The sequence below is a fragment of the Streptomyces sp. NPDC058653 genome (genome assembly GCF_042716895.1).
Lineage (GTDB): Bacteria > Actinomycetota > Actinomycetes > Streptomycetales > Streptomycetaceae > Streptomyces.
Genome location: NZ_JBHXRM010000020.1, coordinates 98,024 through 122,447 on the forward strand (window position 1 = coordinate 98,024; position 24,424 = coordinate 122,447).

Annotated in this window: 20 protein-coding genes; 6 read left to right on the forward strand and 14 right to left on the reverse strand. The window is 71.3% G+C overall.

What is annotated here, in order from left to right:
• Positions 1–4: 4 nt before the first annotated feature.
• From ACFWU9_RS19000 to ACFWU9_RS19035, 8 genes are all read right to left on the reverse strand, one after another.
• Entirely contained in the window at positions 5–1,288 is a 1,284-nt protein-coding gene (locus ACFWU9_RS19000; RefSeq protein ID WP_384319735.1) for a nucleotide sugar dehydrogenase, read from the reverse strand.
• Positions 1,285–2,919 (reverse strand): glycosyltransferase family 2 protein, encoded by a 1,635-nt coding sequence (locus tag ACFWU9_RS19005; protein ID WP_384319737.1) that lies wholly within the window; start codon positions 2,917–2,919, stop codon positions 1,285–1,287. The genes ACFWU9_RS19000 and ACFWU9_RS19005 overlap by 4 nt, the downstream gene beginning before the upstream one ends.
• The gene (locus ACFWU9_RS19010; RefSeq protein ID WP_384319739.1) at positions 2,916–4,496 is read right to left on the reverse strand and encodes a glycosyltransferase family 4 protein; all 1,581 of its coding nucleotides are present in this window, start codon (positions 4,494–4,496) and stop codon (positions 2,916–2,918) included. Before ACFWU9_RS19010 ends, ACFWU9_RS19005 begins: the two co-directional genes overlap by 4 nt.
• Positions 4,486–5,511, reverse strand: a complete 1,026-nt coding sequence (locus ACFWU9_RS19015) for a Gfo/Idh/MocA family protein (protein WP_384319742.1) — start codon at positions 5,509–5,511, stop codon at positions 4,486–4,488. Before ACFWU9_RS19015 ends, ACFWU9_RS19010 begins: the two co-directional genes overlap by 11 nt.
• The gene (locus ACFWU9_RS19020; RefSeq protein WP_384319744.1) at positions 5,508–6,626 is read right to left on the reverse strand and encodes a DegT/DnrJ/EryC1/StrS family aminotransferase; all 1,119 of its coding nucleotides are present in this window, start codon (positions 6,624–6,626) and stop codon (positions 5,508–5,510) included. Before ACFWU9_RS19020 ends, ACFWU9_RS19015 begins: the two co-directional genes overlap by 4 nt.
• Before the next feature lie 348 nt (positions 6,627–6,974).
• Complete coding sequence (locus ACFWU9_RS19025; protein ID WP_384319745.1) at positions 6,975–11,231, reverse strand: Rne/Rng family ribonuclease; 4,257 nt, start codon at positions 11,229–11,231, stop codon at positions 6,975–6,977.
• 244 nt (positions 11,232–11,475) lie between these two features.
• Positions 11,476–12,258, reverse strand: a complete 783-nt coding sequence (locus ACFWU9_RS19030) for a TIGR03936 family radical SAM-associated protein (RefSeq protein WP_384319747.1) — start codon at positions 12,256–12,258, stop codon at positions 11,476–11,478.
• A gap of 130 nt (positions 12,259–12,388) precedes the next feature.
• Positions 12,389–13,408, reverse strand: coding sequence for a hypothetical protein (locus tag ACFWU9_RS19035; RefSeq protein WP_384319749.1), 1,020 nt, complete (start codon positions 13,406–13,408; stop codon positions 12,389–12,391).
• Between the two features lie 420 nt (positions 13,409–13,828).
• Here ACFWU9_RS19035 and ACFWU9_RS19040 point away from each other — a divergent pair, with 420 nt between their 5' ends.
• A complete protein-coding gene (locus ACFWU9_RS19040; RefSeq protein ID WP_384319751.1) occupies positions 13,829–14,803 on the forward strand; it encodes an SGNH/GDSL hydrolase family protein in 975 nt (324 codons plus the stop codon).
• 176 nt (positions 14,804–14,979) lie between these two features.
• On the opposite strand, the gene ACFWU9_RS19045 is transcribed toward ACFWU9_RS19040, so the two are convergent.
• From ACFWU9_RS19045 to ACFWU9_RS19055, 3 genes are read right to left on the reverse strand one after another with little or no spacing between them, the layout of a single operon-like run.
• Positions 14,980–15,390 carry an arsenate reductase ArsC gene (locus ACFWU9_RS19045; protein WP_384319753.1) on the reverse strand — a complete coding sequence of 137 codons (411 nt, stop codon included), beginning with the start codon at positions 15,388–15,390 and terminating at the stop codon, positions 14,980–14,982.
• Positions 15,383–16,483 carry an ACR3 family arsenite efflux transporter gene (arsB, locus tag ACFWU9_RS19050; protein WP_384319755.1) on the reverse strand — a complete coding sequence of 367 codons (1,101 nt, stop codon included), beginning with the start codon at positions 16,481–16,483 and terminating at the stop codon, positions 15,383–15,385. Before arsB ends, ACFWU9_RS19045 begins: the two co-directional genes overlap by 8 nt.
• On the reverse strand, positions 16,480–16,920 hold the full coding sequence (locus tag ACFWU9_RS19055) for an ArsR/SmtB family transcription factor (RefSeq protein ID WP_384319757.1): 441 nt from the start codon (positions 16,918–16,920) through the stop codon (positions 16,480–16,482). Before ACFWU9_RS19055 ends, arsB begins: the two co-directional genes overlap by 4 nt.
• Positions 16,921–16,998: 78 nt before the next feature.
• On the opposite strand from ACFWU9_RS19055, the gene ACFWU9_RS19060 reads away from it, so the two are divergent.
• From ACFWU9_RS19060 to ACFWU9_RS19075, 4 genes are all read left to right on the forward strand, one after another.
• Positions 16,999–17,448 carry an ArsI/CadI family heavy metal resistance metalloenzyme gene (locus tag ACFWU9_RS19060; protein ID WP_384319759.1) on the forward strand — a complete coding sequence of 150 codons (450 nt, stop codon included), beginning with the start codon at positions 16,999–17,001 and terminating at the stop codon, positions 17,446–17,448.
• 59 nt (positions 17,449–17,507) lie between these two features.
• Positions 17,508–17,843, forward strand: a complete 336-nt coding sequence (locus ACFWU9_RS19065) for an ArsR/SmtB family transcription factor (protein WP_384319761.1) — start codon at positions 17,508–17,510, stop codon at positions 17,841–17,843.
• Positions 17,843–18,535, forward strand: a complete 693-nt coding sequence (locus tag ACFWU9_RS19070; RefSeq protein WP_384319763.1) for a cation transporter — start codon at positions 17,843–17,845, stop codon at positions 18,533–18,535. The genes ACFWU9_RS19065 and ACFWU9_RS19070 overlap by 1 nt, the downstream gene beginning before the upstream one ends.
• Before the next feature lie 76 nt (positions 18,536–18,611).
• Positions 18,612–19,400: a sulfite exporter TauE/SafE family protein gene (locus ACFWU9_RS19075; protein ID WP_384319765.1), complete on the forward strand. Its 789-nt coding sequence runs from the start codon at positions 18,612–18,614 to the stop codon at positions 19,398–19,400.
• A gap of 130 nt (positions 19,401–19,530) precedes the next feature.
• Here the strand turns inward: ACFWU9_RS19075 and ACFWU9_RS19080 are convergent, their stop codons facing one another.
• The gene (locus ACFWU9_RS19080; RefSeq protein ID WP_384319767.1) at positions 19,531–20,331 is read right to left on the reverse strand and encodes an alpha/beta fold hydrolase; all 801 of its coding nucleotides are present in this window, start codon (positions 20,329–20,331) and stop codon (positions 19,531–19,533) included.
• 120 nt (positions 20,332–20,451) lie between these two features.
• The gene (locus tag ACFWU9_RS19085) at positions 20,452–21,705 is read right to left on the reverse strand and encodes an MFS transporter (protein WP_384319769.1); all 1,254 of its coding nucleotides are present in this window, start codon (positions 21,703–21,705) and stop codon (positions 20,452–20,454) included.
• Between the two features lie 98 nt (positions 21,706–21,803).
• Between ACFWU9_RS19085 and ACFWU9_RS19090 the strand changes: the two genes are divergently transcribed.
• A complete protein-coding gene (locus ACFWU9_RS19090; protein ID WP_384319771.1) occupies positions 21,804–22,376 on the forward strand; it encodes a TetR-like C-terminal domain-containing protein in 573 nt (190 codons plus the stop codon).
• A 66-nt stretch (positions 22,377–22,442) separates the two neighbouring features.
• Here the strand turns inward: ACFWU9_RS19090 and ACFWU9_RS19095 are convergent, their stop codons facing one another.
• Positions 22,443–24,377 (reverse strand): TIGR03960 family B12-binding radical SAM protein, encoded by a 1,935-nt coding sequence (locus ACFWU9_RS19095; RefSeq protein WP_384319773.1) that lies wholly within the window; start codon positions 24,375–24,377, stop codon positions 22,443–22,445.
• Between the last annotated feature and the right edge of the window lie 47 nt (positions 24,378–24,424).

Genomic DNA, 24,424 nt, shown 5'->3' on the forward strand with positions numbered 1-24,424 from the left:
GGTGTCAGCCGCCGATGACGACACGGCGTACGCCGCGCCATGCCTCGGGGTCGGTGGTACGGCGCCCGTCGACCAGCACCGTGACGTCCGGCAGGTCGGCCGGCTTCAGGTCGCGGTACTCGGCGTGGTCCGCCTGGAGCACCGCGGCCGTGACCTTCTCGCCCTGGTGCGGCGGCAGGCCGTGCGCGGTCAGTTCCTCGGCGGTGTACATGGGGTCGGAGACGTACGGTACGGCGCCCCGCGCGCGCAGCGCGTCCACGGTCGGGAAGACACCGGAGAACGCGGTCTCCTTGACGCCGCCGCGGTAGGCCGCGCCCAGCACGAGCACATGCGCGCCGGTCAGATCGCCGTACGCCGCCGCCAGCAGGTCGACCGCGTAGTCGGGCATCGCCGCGTTCGCCTCGCGCGCCGAGCGCACGACGGTCGCGGCGGGGTCGTTCCACAGATACATCCGCGGGTAGATCGGGATGCAGTGGCCGCCGACGGCGATGCCGGGCTGGTGGATATGGCTGTACGGCTGGCTGTTGCAGGCCTCGATGACCTTCTTGACGTCGATGCCGTTCTGGTCGGCGAAGCGCGCGAACTGGTTGGCCAGGCCGATGTTGACGTCGCGGTACGTGGTCTCGGCGAGCTTCGCCAGTTCGGAGGCCTCCGCGGTGCCGAGGTCCCACACGCCGTTCGGGCGCGGCAGGTCCTCGCGTACGTCGAAGTCGAGGACGGCCTCGTAGAAGTCGACGCCGTGCTTGGTCGAGGCCTCGTCGATGCCGCCGACGAGCTTGGGGTAGCGGCGCAGATCGGCGAACACCCGCCCGGTCAGGACGCGTTCGGGCGAGAAGACGAGGTGGAACTCCTCGCCGGGGGTGAGCCCCGAGCCCTCCTGGAGCATCGGCGCCCAGCGGGTGCGGGTGGTGCCGACGGGCAGGGTGGTCTCGTAGCTGACGAGTGTGCCGGGCTTCAGGCCCTTGGCGATCGCCTTCGTCGCCGAGTCCATCCAGCCGAAGTCGGGCACGCCCTCGGCGTCCACGAAGAGCGGGACGACGACCACGACGGCGTCGGACTGGGCGACGGCGGCGGTGGTGTCGGTCGTGGCCGTGAGCAGCCCGGCGTCGACGGTCCGCTTGAGCTTGACGTCGAGGTCGTGCTCGCCGGGGAAGGGCTCCGTGCCCGCGTTGACGAGCTCGACGACCTTCTCGTTGACGTCGGCGCCGATGACGCGGTGGCCCTTGGCGGCGAACTGCACGGCCAGTGGCAGACCGATCTTGCCGAGCGCGACTACACAGATGTTCATCGTGTTGCTTTCCTCTTCAGCCGGGGCAGCAGGCTTCGTACCCGCGCGCGGAGGGACAGTGCGGGCTCCCACAGCGGAGCCGTGGTGATCACCAGCCGCCCCTTGGGGTTCACGTTGGCCGACGCGCGGTGGGGGACGGTGTCGCCCCAGCGGCGGGCGAGCGGCATCGGCAGACCGCGGGTACGGACGGGGATCTCGTACGTGGAGCCGGCGACGTCCACGTAGACGCGGACGCCCGCCTTGGCCTTGGCCGCCGAGAGGGGGATCCGTGCGGTCAGGACGGTCCCGCCGCCCCCGTCGGGCTCCGGAGCGCGGGTGAACTCGCCGATCGGATCGGGGAGTCGGTGGTCGGCCGGCAGGCGGCGGGCCGCCGCCTTGTCCGCGCTCTTGGGCATCGCGGTCGGGGCCAGCCGGATCACCGCGGAGTCGGTCTCTCCGTGGACCCCGATCCGTACGGTGACCGACAGGAAGAGGGAGTCGCCGCTCTGGTCCCAGGCGGCCGAGATCAGCCGGGTGCCGTTGGCCAGCCGGCCGGGCACCGCCTCCCCCACCAGTTCGTAGGCACGGTCGGGCAGTTGGAGGGCCGATTCACGCAGACCGGGATAGGCGGCGAACGCCCGCCCGCCCTCCAGCAGGAACGGCGGCGCGCCGTGCTCGGCCTCGTCCGCGATCGCCTTGGTGAGTTCGGCCACCGCGCCTCGCTGGGCCAGCACGATCCGCACCCGTCGCTTCACGTCGAGCGAATCGCGCAGCTCGTCCGTCAGGTACTCGTCGGCGAGTTCGGCTATTCCGGCGCACAGCTCGCGCTGCGTCCCGGGGTCGAGAGGCAGGAAGTCGTCCTGGATCAGCTTGGCGAGCTCCCAGGTGAAGTGGCGCTTGAGAACGGCGTCGCGCTGGGGGCCCGGGGCGATCAGACCGGCCGTGTGCCGCATGATGCGGGTGGTGCAGTGCAGCCTGGACAGATGGTCTGCGCGGTAGGTGATGTTGCTCGCGTCGCCGCGCTTGACCGCGTAGTAGTACGTGTAGTCACCGAGGACGGAGATCCGGGAGGCGCGGACGCATGCCTCGATGGTGAAGGGCTGGTCGCTGCCGACCGGCAGGTCCTCGGGGAAGCGGAGCTTGTACTTCTCGACCAGCTCACGTCTGAAGAGCTTGGTGTTGGCCAGCGCGAACGGAAGGTCGGAGCCGTACAGACTGACGTCCGGATCGTTCTTCTTGTACATCGTCTGGCGGACGTAGCGGCCGTTGGTGCCGACCATCTTGCCGATCACCACGTCGGACCCGTTGTCGTCGGCGCAGGCGACCATCCGCTCGAGCGCCTCTTCACCGAGGTAGTCGTCGGAGCCGATGAAATAGACGAACCGTCCGGTGGCGATCTCCAGGGCGCGGTTGCTGGGCGCCGCCGGGCCGCCGCTGTTCTCCTGGTGGATGACCTTGACCGTGTCCGGGTACAGCTCGGCGAAGCGGTCGAGTTCGGCGCCGCTGCTGTCGGTCGAGCCGTCGTTGACGGCCACCACCTCCAGCCGTTCCCGACCGATGGTCTGGCCGACGAGCGAGTTCAGGCACTCGGTCAGATACGGCATCGTGTTGTACACCGCCACCACGACCGTCACATCAGGTCTGTCGCTCATGCCGCCACCCGGCTCTTCGGTGCTCCGGTCCTGCCGCGCGGGTGGCCCAGGAGCCGGGAGTAGACGCCGTCGAGGATCTCGGCCTGGGCCTCCCAGGTCCATTCGGTGAGCAGGCCCCGGTCCTCGTAGACGTCGCGGTACTTCTTGGGGTCGGCGAGGACCGACGTGACCGCGCGGACGTAGTCCGAGACGTCCTCAGCCGTGAAGACCTCGCCCTGTCCCGTCTTCGCGACCATCTCCCCCATCGTCTTCACGTCGCTGACGACGAACGGCAGCCTCGCGTGGGAGTACTCGAAGAACTTCGTGATCAGGGCGATCTCATGGTTGGGCCAGTGGTGGATCGGGATCACACCCACGTCCGCCGCCGAGAGGAACGGCACCACCTGGTAGTGCGGTACGTACGGCAGTATGTGGACCCGCTCGGCCACACCCAGCTCCGTCGCCCGTACCAGCAGCGAGGTCATGTACTCCGACGTCGGCCGCAGCACCACGAACGCGACATGGACCCCCGGCAGCCGGGGCAGCGACTCGACCATGATGTCGAGGCCGCGCTGCGGGGCCGCCGCGCCGCTGTAGACCGTGAGGGGGACGTCGGGGCCGATCCCGCACAGTTCGCGCAGGTCCGGCACCGGCTCGGCCGCCTCCTCCGGGGAGATCTCCGCGTCCGGCGCGTTGAGCACGATCTCGGGGGTGGCGGTGAGCCCGTGGCGCTCCACCAGCATCTCGCCGAGCGTCGCCGAGACGGTGGTGACCGCGTCGGCGTACTTCGCGTACTCGCGCTCGTGCGCGCACTGCGCGAGGTGCCAGCGGGGATGCGGGTTCCACGGCTTGATGCCCGGCAGGAACTCGTGCGCGTCCCAGACCAGCTTGATCTCGCGGCCCCGGCCCTTGGCGCGGAGCTTCGCCCGCGCGCCCACGCCGATCATGCGGAAGTCGTTCGCGTGGATCAGATCGGGTTCGAGGGCGTCGATGACCTTGCCGTATGCCAGTTCCAGATCCCACAGGAACGGGTCGAGCCGGCGCCAGGCCCTGTCCCCCATCGTGCGCTCCCAGAACGCGGTGGAGAAGCGGTCCAGCCGGGACGTCATGTCCTTGCGGCGCTGCTCCAGCGCGCGCGTACGGCGGGCCCGCAGTCCCACCCACTTGCTCAGCGCCTTGGCGGCCAGCCGCGGGGGGACCAGTGCCAGCTTCCGTACGGTGGAGCCCGCCAGCCGCGCCTCGATGAGCCGGAGGTTGAGCTCGGCGCGCCACGCCTTCATCCGCTGCCTGCGGTAGGCGGCGAGCGGACCCGGGGGGTAGGCGAGCGGGGAGCGCAGGATCGCGCGCCGGTACTCGTGGCGCCTGCGGTGCATCGGGCCCGGTACGTGCAACAGCCTGACCTCGGCGTCCCCCAGACGCCAGGTCTGCTCCTTCTTGGTGGGCGACTTGCCCAGCAGTACGACGTCCCAGCCCGCCGCCGCGGCCGACCGGGCTTCCTTCTGTACGCGCGAATCGCCGTTCACGCCGTTGTCGACCAGCATCACGATCCGCCCACGCGGGGCCTCGCGCCGCTGCGCCACCACTTTGTCAGCCGACATGGCTCGCGGGGTCTCCCGTCTCGACAGCCATCGTGCGGCCGCTCGCGGCCGACTCCAGCACCGACGCTGCTACCTCGACCGTACGAAGACCCTGCCGCAGTGTGCAGATGTCGTGGGACTCGCCGAGAACGGCGTCACGGAACAGCTCGTGCTCCACGAGGAGCGGCTCGCGCTTGGGGATGGCGTAGCGGATCATGTCGCCCTCGGCCACGCCGCGGAAGGCGCGCAGCGCCTCCCACTCGGTCGTGACGGCCGCGTTGGAGTAGAAGGTCAGGTCGGCGGTGAGCGTGTCGGCGACGAAGCAGCCTCGTTCGCCGGTGACCGAGGTGAAGCGCTCCTTGAGCGGGCTCAGCCAGTTCACCAGGTGGTTGACCATGGTGCCGTCGGAGAGCCGGCCCACGGCGGAGACCATGTCCTCGTGCGGGCGGCCGCTCTTGGAGACGGTGTGGGCGGAGATCGAGGTGTACTCCTGGCCCGTCACCCAGCCGGTCAGGTCGATGTCGTGGGTGGCGAGGTCCTTGACCACGCCGACGTCGGCGATCCGGTGCGGGAAGGGACCCTGACGACGGGTCACCACCTGGTACACGTCGCCGAGCTCGCCCGCCTCCAGCCTCGCGCGGAGGCTGCGCAGCGCCGGGTTGCAGCGCTCGATGTGGCCGACGCCCGCGACGAGGCCGCGCGATTCGAAGGCCTCGACCAGCCGGCGCGCGCCCTCGACCGTGTCGGCCAGGGGCTTCTCGATGAGCGCGCCGACGCCGGCCTCCGCGAGCTGGAGTCCGACCTCCTCGTGCAGGGCGGTCGGGCAGGCGACGACGGCGTAGTCGACGCCGAGCGCGAGCAGTTCGTCGACGGTGTCCAGGACGGGCGCGCCCTGCGCCAGCCCGTTCTTGTCGCCGAGCGGGTCGACGACCCCGACGAATGTGACGCCGTCGAGTCCGGCCAGCACGCGCGCGTGGTGACGCCCCATCGAACCGAGGCCGATCAGGCCGGCGCGCAGTCCCCCATCAGTGGTCACAGCTTCTCTCCCAGCTTGTTCACAGCGGTCGCGATCCGCTCCAGCTCCGCGTCGGACAGCGAGGGGTGCACCGGAAGCGAGACGACCTCGGCGGCCGCCCGCTCGGTCTCCGGCAGGTCCCAGTGGCGTCCGGCCTTCTGGTCCGGCTCCCAGAACGGCCGCAGCCGGTGGATGGGGGTCGGGTAGTACACGGCGTTGCCGACGCCCGCCTCGGTGAGCGCGGCCATGGCGGCGTCGCGGTCGCCGGTGATCCGGACCGTGTACTGGTGGTAGACGTGGTGCGCGCCCTCGGCGACCGGCGGTGTCACCACACCGGGCGCGGTGATGTTCTCCGTCAGGTACGCGGCGTTGGCGCGGCGCCGCTCGGTCCAGCCGGGGAGCTTGGTGAGCTGCACCCGGCCGATGGCGGCGGCCACGTCGGTGAGACGCATGTTGGCGCCGACGATCTCGTTCGCGTACCGCTGCTCCATGCCCTGGTTGCGCAGGAGGCGCAGGGTGCGGGCGACCTCGGCGTCACCGGTGGAGATCATGCCGCCTTCGAGGGAGTGCATGTTCTTCGTCGGGTAGAAGCTGAAGGTGCCGCCGGAGCCGAAGGCGCCGACCGGTGTGCCGTGCAGGGACGCGGCGTGCGCCTGGCAGGCGTCCTCGACGACGGCGAGCTTGTGCTTGTCGGCGATGGGCATCAGCCTGTCCATCGAGGCCGGGTTGCCGTACAGGTGGACCGGCATGATCGCGGCGGTGCGCGGGGTGATGGCGGCCTCGACCGCGGCCGGGTCGAGACCGAAGTTGCCGGGCTCGATGTCGGCGAAGACGACGTCGGCGCCGACCAGCCGGACGGCGTTGGCGGAGGCGGCGAAGGAGAACGACGGTACGACGACCTCGTCGCCCGGGCCGATCCCGAGGGCGAGCAGCAGCAGGTGGAGCGCCGAGGTGCCGGAGTTCACGGCCACGCAGTGGCGGCCGGCGACGAGCTCGGAGAAGCCTTCCTCGAACGCGGCCACTTCGGGGCCCTGGACGACCCGGCCGGTGCGCAGCACGCGTACCGCGGCCTCGATCTCTTCTTCCCCGATGACCGGGCGGGCAGCGGGGATGGGCTGCACTTCACTGGTCGACATGGACGTCGTCCTCCTTGAACACCGCGAAAGCTCTCTGGGGCAGAGGTCAGGAGTGCAGCGCGCGTCTGATGAGGCCGCGTGTACTCCTGCGGCGCGATGGCCGACGCCCTGCCGAGGAATATGGGACAGCTGTCCCTGTACGGGCCGGTCCCCGACCGCAGGTTCCGGGCGGGGACTGTCGTCGGCGGGGACCGCCAGTCACATTATCAGGAATTTCCGACAGAATTCCGGGGCTGTTAACCGGCAACGGCATCAAGTGCGACACAAAGGCCCGTGCCCCACCACTGGATTCCCAGGGCGGGGCACGGGCCGTTCAACTGTGAGTCACCAAAGGTTCAGCTCAGGTGCTCAGCCATCCGTGGGTACCGACACGACGGACGCCGACTGGAGCTCGGCCGAAGACGTCTTCTTCGCCGCGGACTTCGAGGCCGTCTTCTTCGTGGTGGTCTTCTTGGCGGCGGTCTTCTTGGCAGCCGTCTTCTTTGTGGCCGCCTTCTTGGCAGTGGCCTTCTTGGCGGTCTTCCGGGCCGTCTTCTTTGCCGGAGCCGAAGATTCCGCGTCGCCGTCGCCACTCTCGCCGCTCTCGCCACTGTCACCGGTGTCGCCCGACCCGGCGGCGGGTGCGGCGGATTCGGTGGCCGCTGCGTTTTCCGTGGCTTCCGTGGCTGCGGCGGCTTCGGCCGAAGGAGTGGTCTCCGCCGTCGCATCCGAACCCAGGACGACCACGGCCGCCTCCTCGGCGCCCGCGGGCGATCCGGCCGGGGCCGACGCCTTACGGGTCGCCCGGCGACGGGCACGCGGCGGCGCCGCCACCTCGGTCGCCTCGCCCGTACGCGCCTCATCGGCGGGCGCCTCGGCGGCGGCCTCGGACCGTACGGCCTCCGGCTCCGCCGCGGCGGACGGCGCCGACGGCTCGACGACAACCTCGGCCGCCTGCTCCGCGGCCTCGTCCGACCCGGCCGTCCGCGGCGAACCGGCCGGGGCCGACGCCTTACGGGTGGCCCGGCGACGGGTACGGCCCTGCGGAGCGGCCTCGTCCACGACCGGCTCGGGCTCGGCCGCCGGCACGGACGACGCGACCGGGGCCGGCACCTCCGCCGGCTCCTCGGCCCTGGCCTTCGGCTCGGCCTCCGCCGACCTGGGCGAACCGGCCGGAGCCGACGCCTTGCGCGACGCCCGGCGGCGCGAACGCCCGCCCCGGGCGGCCGTCTCGGCCTCCGCGACGCTGCTGTACAGCTCCTCGTCGGGCACGAACTCCGGCGCCGGCAGCGCGACCGGGGCGGCGACCTCCGCCGCCACCTCGGCCTCGGACTCCGTCTCCGCGTCCGTCAGCACGTCGGCCGCCGTCTCGTGCTCATGGTCCTGGCCGTGGTCGTGGTCCGCGCCGGACCCGCCGCGGCGCTTCTTCGCGCGCTTGCCGTTGCCGCCACCGCCCGCGTTGCCACCGCCACCGCCGGTGCCGGTCGGCTGCTCCATGTGGACGATGACACCGCGTCCGTTGCAGTGGACGCAGGTCTCGGAGAACGACTCCAGCAGACCCTGGCCCACCCGCTTACGGGTCATCTGGACCAGGCCGAGCGAGGTGACCTCGGCGACCTGATGCTTCGTACGGTCCCGGCCCAGGCACTCCAGCAGTCGCCGCAGCACCAGATCCCGGTTCGATTCGAGGACCATGTCGATGAAGTCGATGACGACGATGCCGCCGAGGTCGCGCAGCCGCAGCTGACGCACGATCTCCTCGGCCGCCTCCAGGTTGTTCCGGGTGACGGTCTCCTCCAGGTTGCCGCCCTGGCCGGTGAACTTCCCGGTGTTGACGTCGACCACGATCATGGCCTCGGTCTTGTCGATCACCAGCGAACCGCCGCTGGGCAGCCAGACCTTGCGGTCCAGCGCCTTCATCAGCTGCTCGTCGATCCGGTACGTCGCGAAGACGTCGACCTCGCTCGTCCAGCGGTTCAGCCGGTCGGCCAGGTCGGGCGCCACGTGCTCCACGTAACCGTGGATGGTCCGCCACGCCTCGTCGCCGCTGACGATGACCTTGGTGAAGTCCTCGTTGAAGATGTCGCGCACGACCCGGACGGTCATGTCGGGCTCACCGTAGAGAAGGGTGGGGGCGTTGCCGCTCTTCGAATTCTTCTGGATGTCCTCCCACTGCGACTGGAGGCGCTCGACGTCGCGGCGCAGCTCGTCCTCGCTCGCGCCCTCGGCGGCCGTACGGACGATGACGCCCGCGTCCTCGGGGACGATCTTCTTCAGGATGGTCTTCAGCCGCGCCCGCTCGGTGTCGGGGAGCTTGCGGCTGATGCCGGTCATCGAGCCCTCGGGGACGTACACGAGGTAACGGCCGGGGAGCGAGACCTGGCTGGTGAGACGCGCGCCCTTGTGGCCGATGGGGTCCTTCGTCACCTGGACGAGGACCGACTGGCCGGACTTGAGCGCGGTCTCGATACGGCGGGGGCCGCCCGCCATGCCCAGCGCCTCGAAGTTGACCTCACCGGCGTACAGGACGGCGTTGCGTCCCTTGCCGATGTCGACGAACGCGGCCTCCATGGACGGCAGTACGTTCTGCACCTTGCCCAGGTAGACGTTGCCGACGTAGCTGGTGGCCTGCTCCTTGTTGACGTAGTGCTCGACGAGCACGTTGTCCTCTAGAACGCCGATCTGGGTGCGCTCGCCGTTCTGCCGGACGACCATCACGCGCTCGACGGCCTCGCGGCGCGCCAGGAACTCCGCCTCGGTGATGATCGGCACGCGGCGACGGCCCTGCTCGCGGCCTTCGCGGCGGCGCTGCTTCTTCGCCTCCAGCCGGGTCGAGCCCTTGATGGACTGGACCTCGTCCACGCCCGTACCGGGCTCGGTGTCCTTCGTACGGCGCTCTCGCGGCTCGCGGACCTTGACGACCGTACGCTCCGGGTCGTCCACGCCGTTGTTCTCGCTGTCGGAGGCACCGTCGGCGCTCCGACGGCGCCTGCGGCGACGCCGCCGGCTGCTGCTGCTTCCGCCGCCCGACTGGCCGGCGGAGTCGTCGTCGCCGTCGTGCTCGTCGGACTCGGCGGCCTCCGTGTCGGAGCCGTCCTCGTCGTCGGCGTCGTGCTTCCTGCCGCGGTCCTGACCGCGCTCCTCGTGCCCGTCCTCGGGGTGCTCGTCCGACTGCTCGTCGGCCTCGGCCGACTCACCGCGGCGACGGCGACGGCCACCCCGGCGGCGGCGCCGCGAGGGACGGTCGAACTCGTCGGAGTCCTCGGCGTCGGAGTCGGACTCGTCGCCCTCGGCGGACTGCTCGGGCTCCCGCTCGTCGTCGGCGTCCCGCTCGGCGGCGGAGGCCGGGGCGGGCGCGTGCTCGGCGGCGTCGGCGGCCTCGCCGCGGCGGCGACGCCGACGGCGGCCCGAGGGCTCGGGTGCGGGCGCGGGGGCCTCGGCCGGCGCCTCGTCCTCGATGTCGAGGTCGTCGTCGTCCTCGATGTCGATGGCGGCGGCCATCGCGGCGGCCGTCTCGGGGGTCTGGAACATCGGCTCGGCGAAGACCGGCGCCTGGAAGACGGCCACGGCGGGCCGGGTGGCGCGCCGGCGCGACCGCTCGGGCGCCTCGGTCTCGGTGTCCTTGGCGGGGGAGGGCGCGGAGCCGCCCGACTGCTCGGCCTTCCTGGACCTGGGCTCGGCCTTCGGCTCCGCCGCAGCCTCGGCGGGGGTCTCCTGCGCGGCGCCGGTCCTGCGGCGCGAGCGGCCACGGGTGGCGGCCTTCTCGGCGGCCTCGACCTGCGCCTCGTCGGCGGTGATCTGGGTGACGGCGTTCGCGGGGAGCGTCTCGCCCTGCGTGATCTCGTCGTCGTCGGCGTCCGCGTCGGCGGGCCGGGTGGTGGTGGCCGGGGCGGTCACCTTACGGGTGGCGCGGCGGCGGGTACGGGGCGGCGCGGCCTCGTCGGCGGCGGGCGCGGGCTCGGCTGCCGCCTCGGCGGGGGCGGGCTCGGCGGCCGACTCGGGCGCGCTCTCGGCGGGGGCGGCGACCTTACGGGTCGCACGACGGCGCGTACGCGGCGGCGCCGGCTCGTCCGCGACGACCGCGGGCTCGTCGGCGACGGCCTCGGCCGCGGCGGGCTCGACAACAGGTTCGATCACGGGCTCGGCGACCGTCTCGGCGGGAGCGGCGACCTTACGGGTGGCGCGGCGGCGCGTACGCGGCGGCGCGGGCTCGTCGGCGACGGGCGCGGGCTCGGTCTCGGCTGCCGGTGCGGCCACGGGCTCGACAACCGGCTCGACGACCGGCTCCGGCGCACTCTCGGCGGGGGCCGCGACCTTACGGGTCGCACGACGCCGGGCACGCGGCGGCGCGGGCTCGTCCGCTCCGGCCTCGGCGCGGGCCGGGTCCGTGCCGTTGTCGCCACCGGCCGCGGCCCCGTGGTCGGTCACGTTCGCCGCGAGATTCGCGGTGACGGTCGCAGTGGCGTTCTCTGTAGGGTTCGCCCCCTCGGCGGCCTCGGCCGCCGAGGACGGCGGCCCCGCCGGACGCGACGCGGCGCGGCGCCTGCGGCGCGGCGGCAGTGTGTCGCTGGGGCTGTTCAGTTCTTCTTCGGTCTCCCGGGTCGTACCGGGTTCGTTCTGGGACATGCGGGCGGTTCTCCCGTCACGCTCCCGGGCGCCACGCCTTGATCCGGTCCGGCCGCGGCCCGCGCTGAGGCGCGATTGCCGCCGTCCGGGGCGCGGGCGCCGCACAGGAGCTGTTATGTCTGGGTCGCCGGTTCCGTACGTACGCGTTGCACGTACGGCCTGGCGAAAGTCTTCGTGGTCAGCGCGCCGCCCGGCCCAGGTGGCTCCCGAGGCTGTTCGCAAGGGCAGCGCTACAACAACCGTCCTAGGCGGAAACTGCACCTTCAGGCGCCTTCGCGGCGGCGGGTCCGGCGGCCGTGGTTGGGCCTGCCGTGACTGCCTCGCGGTCGGGCGCGAGCGGGTCGGTCACCGTTCCGGACTCCTCGTCGAAGAGCCCCTGCGCCAGCCTGGTCACCGCTGCGGGGACCGGCGGCGCCAGGTCGGCCACAGCTCGGAGACCGGAAAGGACGTCGTCGGGTCGTACGGCGGGTGTCACGTGCCGAACAACCAGCCGCAGTATCGCACAGCGCCCGCCCTGCGGCCTATCGGCCTGTGGAGGAAGTGTCCGCAGGTCGACGACGGGCTCCCGGGCGTCGAAGGTCCGCATCCCGTTCTTCGCACGGCGTTCGACCTCCACCACCTCGGCGGCGAGGAAGGCGGTCACCGCGCGCTCGGCCTCTTCGTGCCCCACGCCGTCGAGCCGGAGCTCCCACTCGGAGGCGGTCAGCCGGTCGGCGAGTCCCGATGTACGGGCCTCGACGGCGTCGATGATGTCGAGGCCGGTGGGCAGCGACTCGTCGAGCAGCTCGCGCAGGGTGTGCGGGTCGCGCGGCGCCGCGAGGGCGATCTCCAGATACTCGGCCTCGCTGCCCGTGCCGGTGGGGGCGGCATTGGCGTACGACACCTTCGGGTGCGGGGTGAATCCCGCCGAGTACGCCATGGGGACGTCGGCTCGGCGCAGGGCCCGTTCGAAGGCGCGCTGGAAATCGCGGTGGCTGGTGAACCGGAGGCGGCCACGCTTGGTGTAACGCAGTCTGATGCGCTGCACCGCAGGCGCGGGCGGGGGGCCTTCGGGCTGTCGCTTGCCCAGTGGTTCTTCTCCTCGGTGCGGGGTGCGCGTGGTTGCGCACACCCTCGGACGCGCGGCCGACCGGGCGGTCGGCCCCGGAAAACCCGGCTCACATCTGCTTGCGCAGGGTGGCCTCGGGTGCGGGTACCGCGCCGGGGACGGTTGTTGTACCTCCAAGCGTACGCGCACCGCCGAGCGGAGCCTCCACAGGCTCGGCCGGGCGCGGAGCCCCGACCAGGGCGCGCCAGGCGTCGCGCCGCGCCTGCCCGACCGTGTCGCCGACGGACCGCAGCGCGCTGCCGACCGCCCGGCCGGTCTCGACGGCCGCCTTCTTGGCCGGGGCCCACACGTAGTCGCGCACCACATGCCCGACGGGCGTGCAGACGGTGCGGTAGAACCAGCTCGCCGGCACCCCGACCAGAATCCAGGCCAGCCATTTCAGTCCTCGGCCGATCGCCCGGGAGATCTGTCCGGCGATGCGCCAGGCGACGCCGACCGCGTCGGCGATCTCGCGGCCGACGGGGGTGAGGACGCGCTTGTACAGCCACACCCCCGGCACCACGAACCCGTACCGCACCACCGGCACCAGCACATAGCGCCACAGCCCCAGCCAGGGCCAGACGAACAGCAGCTTGCCCAGGAACAGCAGCACGGCTCCCAGGGCGTGCCCGACCGGGGTGAGCAAGGTCTCGTACAGCCAGGAGCAGACGACGGCGATGCCATGGCCGATCGGGGTGAGGACCTTCTCGTACAGCCATACCCCCGGCACCACGAGCCCGTACCGCACCACCGGTGCCAGCAGATACCGCCACAGGGCCACCCACGGCCGGACGAACAGCAGCCTGGCCAGGAACAGCAGCGCCACGCCGAGGGCGCGCCCGGCCGGGGCGAGGGCGGTCTCGTACAGCCAGGAGCAGGCAACGCCGATGCCCCGCCCGACCGGCCGGAGCACGGCGCGGTGCACCGCCTTCGCGCCGACGGCGAGCAGGTCCCAGACAAGGCGTACCGGGACGACGAGGACGAGTACGACAACGCGGACCGGAATCCGGATCGCGGTGGTCAGACAGCCCTCACCCGGCTCGAATCGGTCGGGCGGTCGGGGCGGGGCCGGAGTCTTGTCCAGATCCATGCCTCACAGGACGCGGTCGACGGCTGTCGGGATCCCGGATCGGGGGCCGGTGTCGGCTTCGTACCCGATTCGAGACAGTGGCCGCGACCGGCCGGGGGGACACGCCGAGAAGGAAAGGCGCCTCGGCGTGTTCGGGGGCGCATCGCGACGCGCCCGGCGCGCCGATGATCGAGAACAGGACAGCGGCCGAGAATTGACATCGCGCCGGGACCGGCCGAGTTGATCAAGCGCCTGTCCAGCGTCGTACAAATACCGTGCCGCACCTGTCAGTTGTCGGACACGAATTCTCAACACACCGAAGCAAACCGCCCGAAAGAACCTTTCCACGATCATCGATGACTGTCCGTAATGGATCTAGTGCGATGAGCGACGATCTCCGTACGGTCATGGAGGCACCAACGCCGTACACATGGAGGATTCGTGACCCGTTTCCGTAAGCGCCTCACACTGCTGGGCTCGACCGCCGCTCTCGTCGCGGGAGCCCTCGTGCCCACGCAACTCGCGGGTGCCGCCCCGGCGGCCGCGGCGTCGGACTACCAGTGGGTGGCCCTGGGAGACTCGTACACCGCGGGGGTGATCCCGGCCGCGGGCGACACCTTCGAAGTTCCGCGTGACGGCTGCGAACGCACCGATCGCTCCTACCCGCAGGTCGTCGACCGCGACCTCGGCTCGCTCCTCGATCTGACCAACGTCAGCTGCGGCGCCGCCACGATCGAGGACATCACCTTCAGGGCCCAGGAGCCGATCGGGCGTCATCTGCCGCCCTTCTCGGAGGACCCGGACTATCCGTTCCCCCCGGTGCCGCCCCAGTCCCAGGCGGTCGACCCGGGCACCGACGTGGTCACCGTCGGCGTGGGCGGCAACAGCCTCGGCTTCGCCGACATGCTGCTCAACTGCCTCCAACAGGGCTCGGGCAGCGGCGGCGTGGGCACACCGTGCCGGGACGAGCTGGCCCACACCGTCCCCGATCGGCTGAACAAGGTGAGCGCCGAGTACGGAACGATGCTCGCCACGCTCCACGAGAGGGCCCCGCACGCCAAGATCCTGAGCGTCGGATACCCGACGGTCATCCCCGAGGACACGTCCAAGTGCCGGTACGACGACTGGGAGCAGTTCGCGTCGATCACCCAGGGCGACCTGGACTGGCTGCGCACGGACGTACTGGAGCCCCTCAACAAGGTCATCGAGAAGGCGTCCGGCGACCATGACGCGTCGTTCGTCAACCTCTACGACTCCTCCCGGAACCACAGCGTCTGCGACTCCGGCAAGTGGGTGGAGGGGATCTTCGCCCAGTTCCCGAGCGAGGTGGCCTTCGTGCACCCCAACGCCAGGGGCCACCAGAACGCGGCCGACCACGTCACATCGGCGCTGCTGAACGCGATCAGCCCCAACTGACCGCACTTCCGCGCGGTAGTCGGCCCCCCGTCGGCGAGCTGCCTCCGGTCCGACAGCCGGAGGCGGCTCCGCCATGTCCGCGCGCCATGCGCGCACCGATCTCCCGCCGTGCACACGCCGATCAGACACGGATCGCCCGCCGATCGCCCGCCGGGGGTGTTGCGCCGTCGAACCGGCTACGTGGGGACGATCTCGCCGATCAGCCCCCGGATCCGTCGCTCGATCTCGTCACGGATGGGGCGTACGGCCTCGACACCCTGCCCGGCGGGGTCGGGCAACTCCCAGTCGAGGTACCGCTTGCCGGGAAAGACGGGGCAGCTGTCGCCGCAGCCCATCGTGATGACGACGTCGGACGCCCGCACGGCGTCGACGGTGAGCACCTTGGGCACCTCCGCCGAGATGTCGACGCCCACCTCGGCCATCGCCGCGACGACGGAGGGGTTCACGGTGCCGGCCGGGGTGGACCCGGCGGAGCGGACCTGTACACGGTCGCCCGCGAGGTGGGTGAGGAACGCGGCGGCCATCTGTGAACGTCCCGCGTTGTGGACGCAGACGAACAGGACGGAGGGCAAGGGGGTGTCAGGCATGGGCGGGGTCTTCCTCGGTCGGGGGCACGGCGACGGTGAAGAAGCGCCGGGCGTACAGGGCGACATGGACGAGGCCGATCAGCACCGGCACCTCGATGAGAGGGCCGACCACACCGGCGAGCGCCTGTCCTGATGTGGCGCCGTACGTGGCGATGGTGACCGCGATGGCCAGTTCGAAGTTGTTGCCCGCCGCGGTGAACGCGAGCGTCGTCGCGCGCGGGTGATCGAGGCCCACGGCGCGGCCGACCGCCATCGAACCGGTCCACATGACCGCGAAGTACACGAGCAGCGGAAGCGCGATACGGACGACGTCGAGCGGCTGCGAGGTGATCGCGTCGCCTTGCAGCGCGAAGAGCACGACGATCGTGAACAGCAGTCCGTACATGGCGAACGGCCCGATCCGCGGGATCAGCCTCGCCTCGTACCAGGTACGGCCCCTGGCCCTCTCGCCGATCCGGCGCGTGAGGTAGCCGGCGAGGAGCGGGATTCCCAGGAAGATCAGCACGCTTCGGGCGATCTCCCACACGGAGACGTCGAGTCCGGCCTGTTCCAGGCCGAGCCACCCGGGCAGCAGGGACAGATAGAACCAGCCGAGGGCCGAGAACGCGAGCACCTGGAACACCGAGTTCAGCGCGACCAGGACGGCGGCGGCCTCGCGGTCGCCGCAGGCCAGGTCGTTCCAGATGATCACCATGGCGATACAGCGCGCCAGTCCCACGATGATCAGGCCCGTGCGGTACTCGGGGAGGTCGGGCAGGAACAGCCACGCCAGCGCGAACATGAGCGCCGGACCGACGATCCAGTTCAGCAGCAGCGAGGGCAGCAGCAGGCGGCGGTCGCGGGTGACGGTGTCGAGCCGGTCGTAACGCACCTTGGCGAGGACCGGGTACATCATCACGAGCAGGCCGAGCGCGATCGGCAGCGATACACCGGTGACGGTGACCTCGGCGAGCGCGTCCCCCAGGCCGGGCACGGCGCGGCCGAGACCGAGTCCGAGCGCCATCGCGGTGAGAATCCAGACGGCGAGATACCGGTCGAGGAACGACAGGCGGCCGGCGACCGCCGCCTCCTCCTGCTCGGGTGCGGTGCTCACACGGTCACGTCGGCGGGCACGGACGCGGACGCGTCGGCGAGGCCCTTCACGCGGGCGTTCGCGGGCGCGGGTGTGTCGGCCGGGCGCGTCAGGATGCCGGCGAGGCGGTCGGTCATCTCGGGCAGCAGCCAGTAGTAGACCCATGTACCGCGCCGCTCGCAGTCGATGAGCCCGGCCTGCCGGAGCAGCTTGAGGTGATGGGAGATCGTCGGCTGTGACAGGTCGAAGGCGGGGGTCAGATCACAGACGCAGACCTCGCCCCCGGCGCGCGACGCGATCATCGAGAGCAGGCGCAGCCGTACCGGATCGCCCAACGCCTTGAAGACCTTGGCCAGTTCCACGGCCTGTTCCCCGTCGAGGGGGGCGGTCAGCAGCCCGGGGCAGCAGGCGCCGCTCTCGTCGTTCTGACCGAGCACCGGAAGCTCTTGTTTCGACATGCTTCTATGTTGACATCCGTCGATACAAGTCGCAACCTTGCATCGAAAGACATCGATACAGTCGATCGGAGCGCCACCATGTCCCGTGCACAACTCGCCCTGCGCGTCAGCGACCTCGAGGCATCGGTCACCTTCTACTCGAAGCTGTTCGGCACCGAACCGGCCAAGCGACGCGAGGGATACGCCAACTTCGCCATCACCGAGCCCCCGCTCAAGCTCGTGCTGATCGAGGGCGAGCCCGGCCAGGAAACCCGGCTCGACCACCTCGGCGTAGAGGTGGAGGCCACGGAGCAGGTGACGGCCGCGACCACCCGGCTCAAGGAGGCGGGTCTCGCCACGTTCGAGGAGAACGACACCTCCTGCTGTTACGCCCTCCAGGACAAGGTGTGGGTGCACGGCCCCGGCAGGGAGCCCTGGGAGGTGTACGTCGTCAAGGCCGACGCCGACACCCTCGGCAGGAGCGCCGACCCTGCTGACACCGCCGGTGACGCCTGTTGCGCGGACGGAGCCGTACGGCCTGCCTTGTGAAGCCATCCGGCCAACTATCCACGCTTCCATGAATTCAGCGTTCGCTGTACTGTCATCGGGTGCTGACCGTTGCCTCCGACATCGAGGTGCTGGCTCGTTTCGGCCGCGCGCTCGCCGACCCGATCCGCTGCCGGATCCTTCTCGCCCTGCGCGAGGCTGCGGCGTACCCCTCCGACCTCGCCGAGACTCTGGAGGTCTCCCGGACCCGACTGTCGAACCATCTGGCCTGTCTGCGTGACTGCGGGCTGGTCGTCACGGTGCCCGACGGCCGGCGCACGCGGTACGAGCTCGCCGACGAGCGCCTCGGCGGCGCGCTGGATCACCTCTTGGCGGCGGTGGTCGCGGTCGAGTCCGACACGACCTGCGCGGACAGCGCCGAGAAAGGCTGCTGCTGATGGTCTCGACATCCATCGGCCCGTCCCCAACCCGCCGCGATGTCCTCGCCCGGCGCGTACGCCTGCTGGTGGCGGCGACGATCAGTTACAACGCCGTCGAGGCCGTCGTCGCCATCACCGCCGGCACCCTCGCCTCGTCGACCGCCCTGATCGGCTTCGGTCTCGACTCCGTGATCGAGGTCTCGTCGGCCGCCGCGGTCGCCTGGCAGTTCTCCGCCCGCGACCATGCCCTGCGGGAGGCCCGGGAGAAGACGACACTGCGGATCATCGCGGTCTCCTTCCACGTACTCGCCGCCTACGTCACCTTCGACGCCGTCCGCGCCCTGGTCGGCAACGGCGAGGCCGACCACTCCATCCCCGGCATCGTCATCGCCGCCCTGTCGCTGGCGATCATGCCGTTCCTCTCCGCCGCCCAGCGCCGGGCGGGCCGCGAACTCGGCTCCGCCTCCGCCGTCGCGGACTCCAGACAGACGCTGCTGTGCACCTATCTGTCGGCCGTCCTCCTGGTGGGCCTGGTCCTCAACGCCACCCTCGGCTGGTCCTGGGCCGACCCGATCGCCGCCCTGGTCATCGCCGGCGTCGCGGTCAAGGAGGGCCGTGACACCTGGCAGGGCAAGGGCTGCTGCGCGCCCGCCTCCCGCCCGGCGGCCGATACCTGTGGCCCCGGTCCGGGCCGTACCCGCTGTTCGTGAACATCGCGTTGCGGGCCGCCTCCGTGTCGCCCTCCGCCACTGATACTGGCCGGGTGATCGAGAAGCGGGGTCGGGCGTGGAGTGGACGGTCTGGGCGGGATTCGCCGCCGGTCTGCTGATCTCGACGGTGACCGCGCCGGTCGGCGTCTCCGGGGCCGTCTTCCTTCTCCCGGTTCAGCTCAGCGTCCTCGGCGTCCCCAGTCCCGCGGTCACACCGACGAACCTGCTGTTCAACGTGGTCGCCGGGCCGGGCGCGCTGTGGCGCTACCGCCGCGACGGCGCCCTGCGCGGCTCCCTCGCCCGGCGCCTCGTCCTGTGGACCCTGCCCGGCGTCATCGCCGGCGCCGTCGTCCGCGTCTTCGCCCTCCCGGGCCCCGACGTCTTCCGCACACTGGTCGCCGCCTTCCTGCTGCCGCTCGGAATCTGGCTGTGCCTGCGCACCCTGCGTGCCGCCCGCCACCGGCCGCGTACGGGCTCCCCCGAGCCGTCCCCGGCCGCGCTCGCGGTGCTCGCCCTGACTGTCGGCGTGGTCGGCGGGATCTACGGAATCGGCGGCGGCTCCCTTCTCGGGCCCGTCCTCGCCGCACGCGGCATGCCGCTGGCCCGCATCGCACCGGCCACCCTCGCCGCCACCTTCACCACCTCGGTCGCCGGCGCCGCCGCCTACGCGGTACTGGCGACGACGACCACCGGACCCGTCGCGCCCGACTGGTGGCTGGGTCTGGCCTGCGGCGCCGGCGGCCTCATCGGCGGCTACCTCGGCGCCCGCCTCCAACCCCGCCTGCCCGAGGCCGTACTCAGCCTTCTGCTCGGCATCCTCGCCGCCGCCCTCGGCACGCTCTACGCCGTCCAGGCCCTCACCTGAGCAACCCTCCCCGGGCCGGGCTGCCATGCCGGGCTCCCGACCTCCCGGAGCCGTACCCGCTCCGTACGACTACGCGCGAACAAACCCCTGGGGAAACCTCTGGGGCTTGTCCGCGCGCATCCGGCCCCCGTCAGCCCACGACGCCGGCCAGCAGCCTCGCCGTGGCCTCGGGCGCCTCCACCGGGAAGTGGTGGCTGCCCAGGTCGACCAGCACGATGTCGAGACGGTCCGCGTAGCGGTCGAACGCCTCCCGCGCGACCAGATCACGAATGCCGAACACGGTGATCGGCTGCCTCACCTCGCGCAGCGCCGCGTCCATGTCCCAGTGCACCAGGCCCTCGATGGCACGCAGACCCCCGGGCTGGCGCACACTGACCATCTTCTGGAAGTAGGCGTCCTTGCGCGCCGGGTCGGTCCCGGCCGGGGAGCCCCCTTCGACCAGGCCGCGCACCGCCGTGGGGAAGTCGTCGCGGAACATGCCCAGCAGCGCGTCGGCCTCATCCTCGCTCTGCGCCGGGAACAGGGACAGGTAGTGCAGCCCGTCGAGTGCGACCACGTGCGTGACGGTGCCGGGGAGCAGCCGGGCGACCTCGACGGCGACCGCCGCGCCGTGGGAGTGCCCGGCCACGACGGCCGTGGTCACGGACTGGGCCTCCAGCACCGCCGCCACGTCGCGGGCGAACTCCTCTACGGTCCAAACGGCCCGTGTCGAGCGGGACTCGCCGTGCTCGGCGAGGTCGACGGCGAGGACCCGGTAGCTGTCGGGCAGGTGGCCGGTCACGGCGTCGAAGTCACCGCGGTCGCACGCCCAGCCGTGGACGAGGACCAGGACCGGCCCGTCGGCGGGGCCGGTGGCGGTGTACCGGATGGTCGTGTGGTCAGACCGGCGGACGAGGAGGTTCTCGCCGGTCGTGCGGCTTGAGGTCGTCACGGTGCTTCCTTCTTTCGTACGTAGGGTGCCGGATGGTGCTTCTTGGGAGACGGGGCGGTTCCAGGGGGCGGTGGGGCGGGTGGCCCGGGGCTCATGCCCGTGCCCCGGTCGCCGGGGGCCTCAGCCGCACGGGGTCGCAGCGGCGCGGCGCCGCGACCGCAGCTGGCCCAGCCGCAGGAGGAAGGCGGCGGAGACGATCGCCACGATCGCCAGGGCGTAGATCTCGGTGGCGGTCCGCAGGCCGACGGCGGTGACGGCGATGCCGCCGAGCACGGCGGGCACGCTGTTGCCGAGGTAGTTGATGATGTTCGCCGAGGCGAAGACCGCGCCGCGCTCGTGCGGTCCGGCGAGCCGGGCGAACGTGCCGAACGTCGCCAGTACCGACGCGCCGAAGCCGACGCCCGCGACGACGGTCCCGGCGGCGGCGACCCAGACGAGGTCCGTCACCGTTCCGGCGAGCGCCGTCAGCACGCCCAGCCCGAGCAGCGCGGACGAGGGCGCCAGCAGCGAGGCGGCGGACCGGGTACGCAGGACGGCCACCGTGAGCGCCCCGGTGCCCGCCAGGAGTGTCACGACGACGCCGCCGACCAGCCGGCTCCGCAGCCCGAACAACTCGGCGGCGACGGACGGGCCGAGGGAGAGGAAGAGCCCGGCCAGCGCCCAACTGGCCACCATCGCCGGCACCACCGGCACGATGTCCGCGCGCAGGTGCGCGGGCAGTGCCGCCCGTGGGCGCAGCGAGGCGACGGCCCCCGGCCTGCGCGGGGAGGTCTCCGGCAGAAGAGCGGTGACCACCAGCGCCGCCACCATGGCGGCGAGCAGGAGTCCGTAGACCAGCCGGGTCGGGGCGGGGCCGAACTCCACCAGCGCACCGGAGCCGAGAGCGCCGAGAGCGAGCCCGGTCAGGGGCGCCACCGAGGTGACGACCCCCGCGCGCCCCCGGGCGTGCGGGGGTTCGAGGTCGACGAGCGTGGCGCTGAGGGTGGTCGTCGCCGCTCCGGTGGCGATGCCCTGAAGCACCCGGGCGGCGGCCAGGACGACCACGTTCCCGGCGGCGAGGAAGAGCGCGAGCGCGACGATCTCCAGCGCGATCGCCGCGGCGAGCACCGGCCGGCGGCCGAGGTGGTCCGACAGTGCCCCGACGACGAGCAGCGAGCCCAGCAGACCGACCACGTACAGGGCGAAGACGACGGTCAGCACCCATGCCGAGAAGTGCCATTGCCGCTGGTAGACGGGGTAGAGCGGGGACGGCACGCTGGAGGCGGCCAGAAAGACGACGAAGACGGCGGCGACGCCGGGGAAGGCGGTACCGCGCGGCACACGGTGCCTGCCCTCGTCGGGCCGTACGGCGGACAGGGCGGAGTCAGCAGACATAGTAATCTCGCAGTGATCTATGCGTTAGTGGCTTCACGCTAACACAAACGCAACGATCACTGCTTTTTAGTCGCAGTGATCAATGCGATACTGGCGACGTGCCCACAACCGTGTCCTCCGCCTCACCGACCGGGAGCCGGCCGGGAGGCCGCTCCGCCCGCGTCCGCGCGGCCGTCCACCGGGCCGTCGAGGAACTGGTCGCCGACGAGCCCAACGAACCCCTGACGATCCCCGTCGTGGCCGCCCGCGCCGGCGTGCACCCCACCACGGTCTACCGCCGCTGGGGCGCCGTCGGTGATCTGCTCGCCGACGTCGTGACCAGCCGTTTCTCCGGCGACATCGTGGTGCCGGACACCGGAAGCCTCCGCGGCGACCTGGAGCGCTACGCGTGCGACCTCGCCAAGGACCTCTGCGACCCGGACACCCTGGCCCTCGTACGCGCCACCATCGGCACCGGCGGCGAACAGGGCGCCGCCGCCTGCCGCGGCGACCGCGAGCGGCAGCTCGAAGCCATCCTGGAACGCGAACAGGGCCGGGGGCATCAGCCCCCGACCCTCGAACACACCACGGACGCCGTGCTCGCGCCCCTCTACTACCGGGCCGTCTTCACGGACGCCCCCCTCACCCTGGAGTGGGCCCGCGGCCTCGTCTCCCACCTACTGCCGCACTGACCGCCGGGCCGTCCGCACAAAGTCCCGCCCGAACCGCCAGACCCTTCGGTCTGACGTACCGACAGGTCAAGACCCGTTCTTGACCGTCAGCGGCAGCAGCTTCTTGCCCGTCGGGCCGATTTGGATGTCCAGGTCGAGTTGGGGGCACACCCCGCAGTCGAAGCACGGCGTCCAGCGGCAGTCCTCGACCTCCGTTTCGTCCAGGGCGTCCTGCCAGTCCTCCCAGAGCCAGTCCTTGTCGAGACCGGAGTCCAGGTGGTCCCAGGGCAGGACCTCCTCGTAGGTGCGTTCGCGGGTGGTGTACCAGTCGATGTCCAGGCCGAACCCGGGCAGTGTCTTCGCCGCGCTCGCCATCCAGCGGTCGTAGCTGAAGTGCTCGCGCCAGCCGTCGAAGCGGCCGCCGTCCTCGTAGACCGCGCGGATGACCGCGCCCACCCGGCGGTCGCCGCGGGAGAGCAGGCCCTCGACGATGCCGGGCTTGCCGTCGTGGTAGCGGAAGCCGATCGAGCGGCCGTACTTCTTGTCCGCGCGGATCTTGTCGCGGAGCTTCAGCAGCCGCTCGTCGGTCTCCTCGACGCTCAGCTGGGGCGCCCACTGGAACGGGGTGTGCGGCTTGGGCACGAAGCCGCCGATGGAGACGGTGCAGCGGATGTCGTTCTGGCCGGAGACCTTGCGGCCCTCGGCGATGACCTTGACCGCCATGTCGCCGATCTGGAGGACATCCTCGTCGGTCTCGGTGGGCAGCCCGCACATGAAGTAGAGCTTCACCTGGCGCCAGCCGTTGCCGTACGCGGTGGAGACCGTGCGGATCAGGTCCTCCTCCGAGACCATCTTGTTGATGACCTTGCGCAGCCGCTCGGAGCCGCCCTCGGGGGCGAAGGTGAGGCCGGAACGGCGGCCGTTGCGGGTGAGTTCGTTGGCCAGGTCGACGTTGAAGGCGTCGACGCGGGTGGAGGGGAGCGAGAGGCCGATCTTCTCCTCCTCGTACCGGTCGGCGAGGCCCTTGGCGACGTCCGCGATCTCGCTGTGGTCGGCGGAGGAGAGCGACAGCAGGCCGACCTCCTCGAAGCCGGTCGCCTTGAGGCCCTTCTCGACCATCTCGCCGATGCCGGTGATGCTGCGCTCCCGGACGGGCCGCGTGATCATGCCGGCCTGGCAGAAGCGGCAGCCGCGCGTACAGCCGCGGAAGATCTCGACGGACATGCGCTCGTGCACGGTCTCGGCCAGCGGTACGAGCGGCTGCTTGGGGTACGGCCACTCGTCGAGGTCCATGACGGTGTGCTTGGAGACCCGCCAGGGGACGCCCGACCTGTTGGGGACGGTACGGGCGATACGGCCGTCCGGCAGGTATTCGACGTCGTAGAAGCCGGGGACGTACACCCCTCCGGTCTTCGCGAGCCGCAGCAGCAGTTCCTCACGGCCGCCTGTCCTGCCCTCGGCCTTCCAGGCCCGGATGATCTCGGTGATCTGGAGGACGGCCTGTTCGCCGTCGCCGATGACGGCGCAGTCGATGAACTCGGCGATCGGCTCGGGGTTGAACGCCGCGTGGCCGCCCGCGAGCACGATCGGGTGGTCGACGGTCCGGTCCGCCGCAGCGAGCGGGATCCCGGCCAGGTCGAGCGCCGTGAGCATGTTGGTGTAGCCGAGCTCGGTGGAGAAGGAGAGCCCGAACACGTCGAAGGCGGAGACGGGGCGGTGCGCGTCCACGGTGAACTGCGGGACCCTGTGCTCGCGCATCAGCGCCTCCAGGTCCGGCCAGACGCTGTACGTGCGCTCCGCGAGGACGCCCTCACGCTCGTTGAGGACCTCGTAGAGGATCATGACGCCCTGGTTGGGCAGTCCGACCTCGTAGGCGTCGGGGTACATCAGCGCCCAGCGGACGTCGCACTCGTCCCACTCCTTGACCGTGGAGTTGAGTTCACCGCCGACATATTGGATCGGCTTCTGCACATGCGGGAGCAGAGCTTCGAGCTGTGGGAAGACCGATTCAACAGCAGACATCACGGCGACTTTCGTGGGCTGACGGGGTGACCATTCAGGCTACCCCG

Bases quoted from the DNA above. Each gene is read 5' to 3' on its own strand.
- ACFWU9_RS19000 (WP_384319735.1), bottom strand. From the start codon at position 1,288: ATGAACATCTGTGTAGTCGCGCTCGGCAAGATCGGTCTGCCACTGGCC.
- ACFWU9_RS19005 (WP_384319737.1), bottom strand. From the start codon at position 2,919: ATGAGCGACAGACCTGATGTGACGGTCGTGGTGGCGGTGTACAACACG.
- ACFWU9_RS19010 (WP_384319739.1), bottom strand. From the start codon at position 4,496: ATGTCGGCTGACAAAGTGGTGGCGCAGCGGCGCGAGGCCCCGCGTGGG.
- ACFWU9_RS19020 (WP_384319744.1), bottom strand. From the start codon at position 6,626: ATGTCGACCAGTGAAGTGCAGCCCATCCCCGCTGCCCGCCCGGTCATC.
- ACFWU9_RS19025 (WP_384319745.1), bottom strand. From the start codon at position 11,231: ATGTCCCAGAACGAACCCGGTACGACCCGGGAGACCGAAGAAGAACTG.
- ACFWU9_RS19035 (WP_384319749.1), bottom strand. From the start codon at position 13,408: ATGGATCTGGACAAGACTCCGGCCCCGCCCCGACCGCCCGACCGATTC.
- ACFWU9_RS19045 (WP_384319753.1), bottom strand. From the start codon at position 15,390: ATGCCTGACACCCCCTTGCCCTCCGTCCTGTTCGTCTGCGTCCACAAC.
- ACFWU9_RS19055 (WP_384319757.1), bottom strand. From the start codon at position 16,920: ATGTCGAAACAAGAGCTTCCGGTGCTCGGTCAGAACGACGAGAGCGGC.
- ACFWU9_RS19060 (WP_384319759.1), top strand. From the start codon at position 16,999: ATGTCCCGTGCACAACTCGCCCTGCGCGTCAGCGACCTCGAGGCATCG.
- ACFWU9_RS19070 (WP_384319763.1), top strand. From the start codon at position 17,843: ATGGTCTCGACATCCATCGGCCCGTCCCCAACCCGCCGCGATGTCCTC.
- ACFWU9_RS19085 (WP_384319769.1), bottom strand. From the start codon at position 21,705: ATGTCTGCTGACTCCGCCCTGTCCGCCGTACGGCCCGACGAGGGCAGG.
- ACFWU9_RS19095 (WP_384319773.1), bottom strand. From the start codon at position 24,377: ATGTCTGCTGTTGAATCGGTCTTCCCACAGCTCGAAGCTCTGCTCCCG.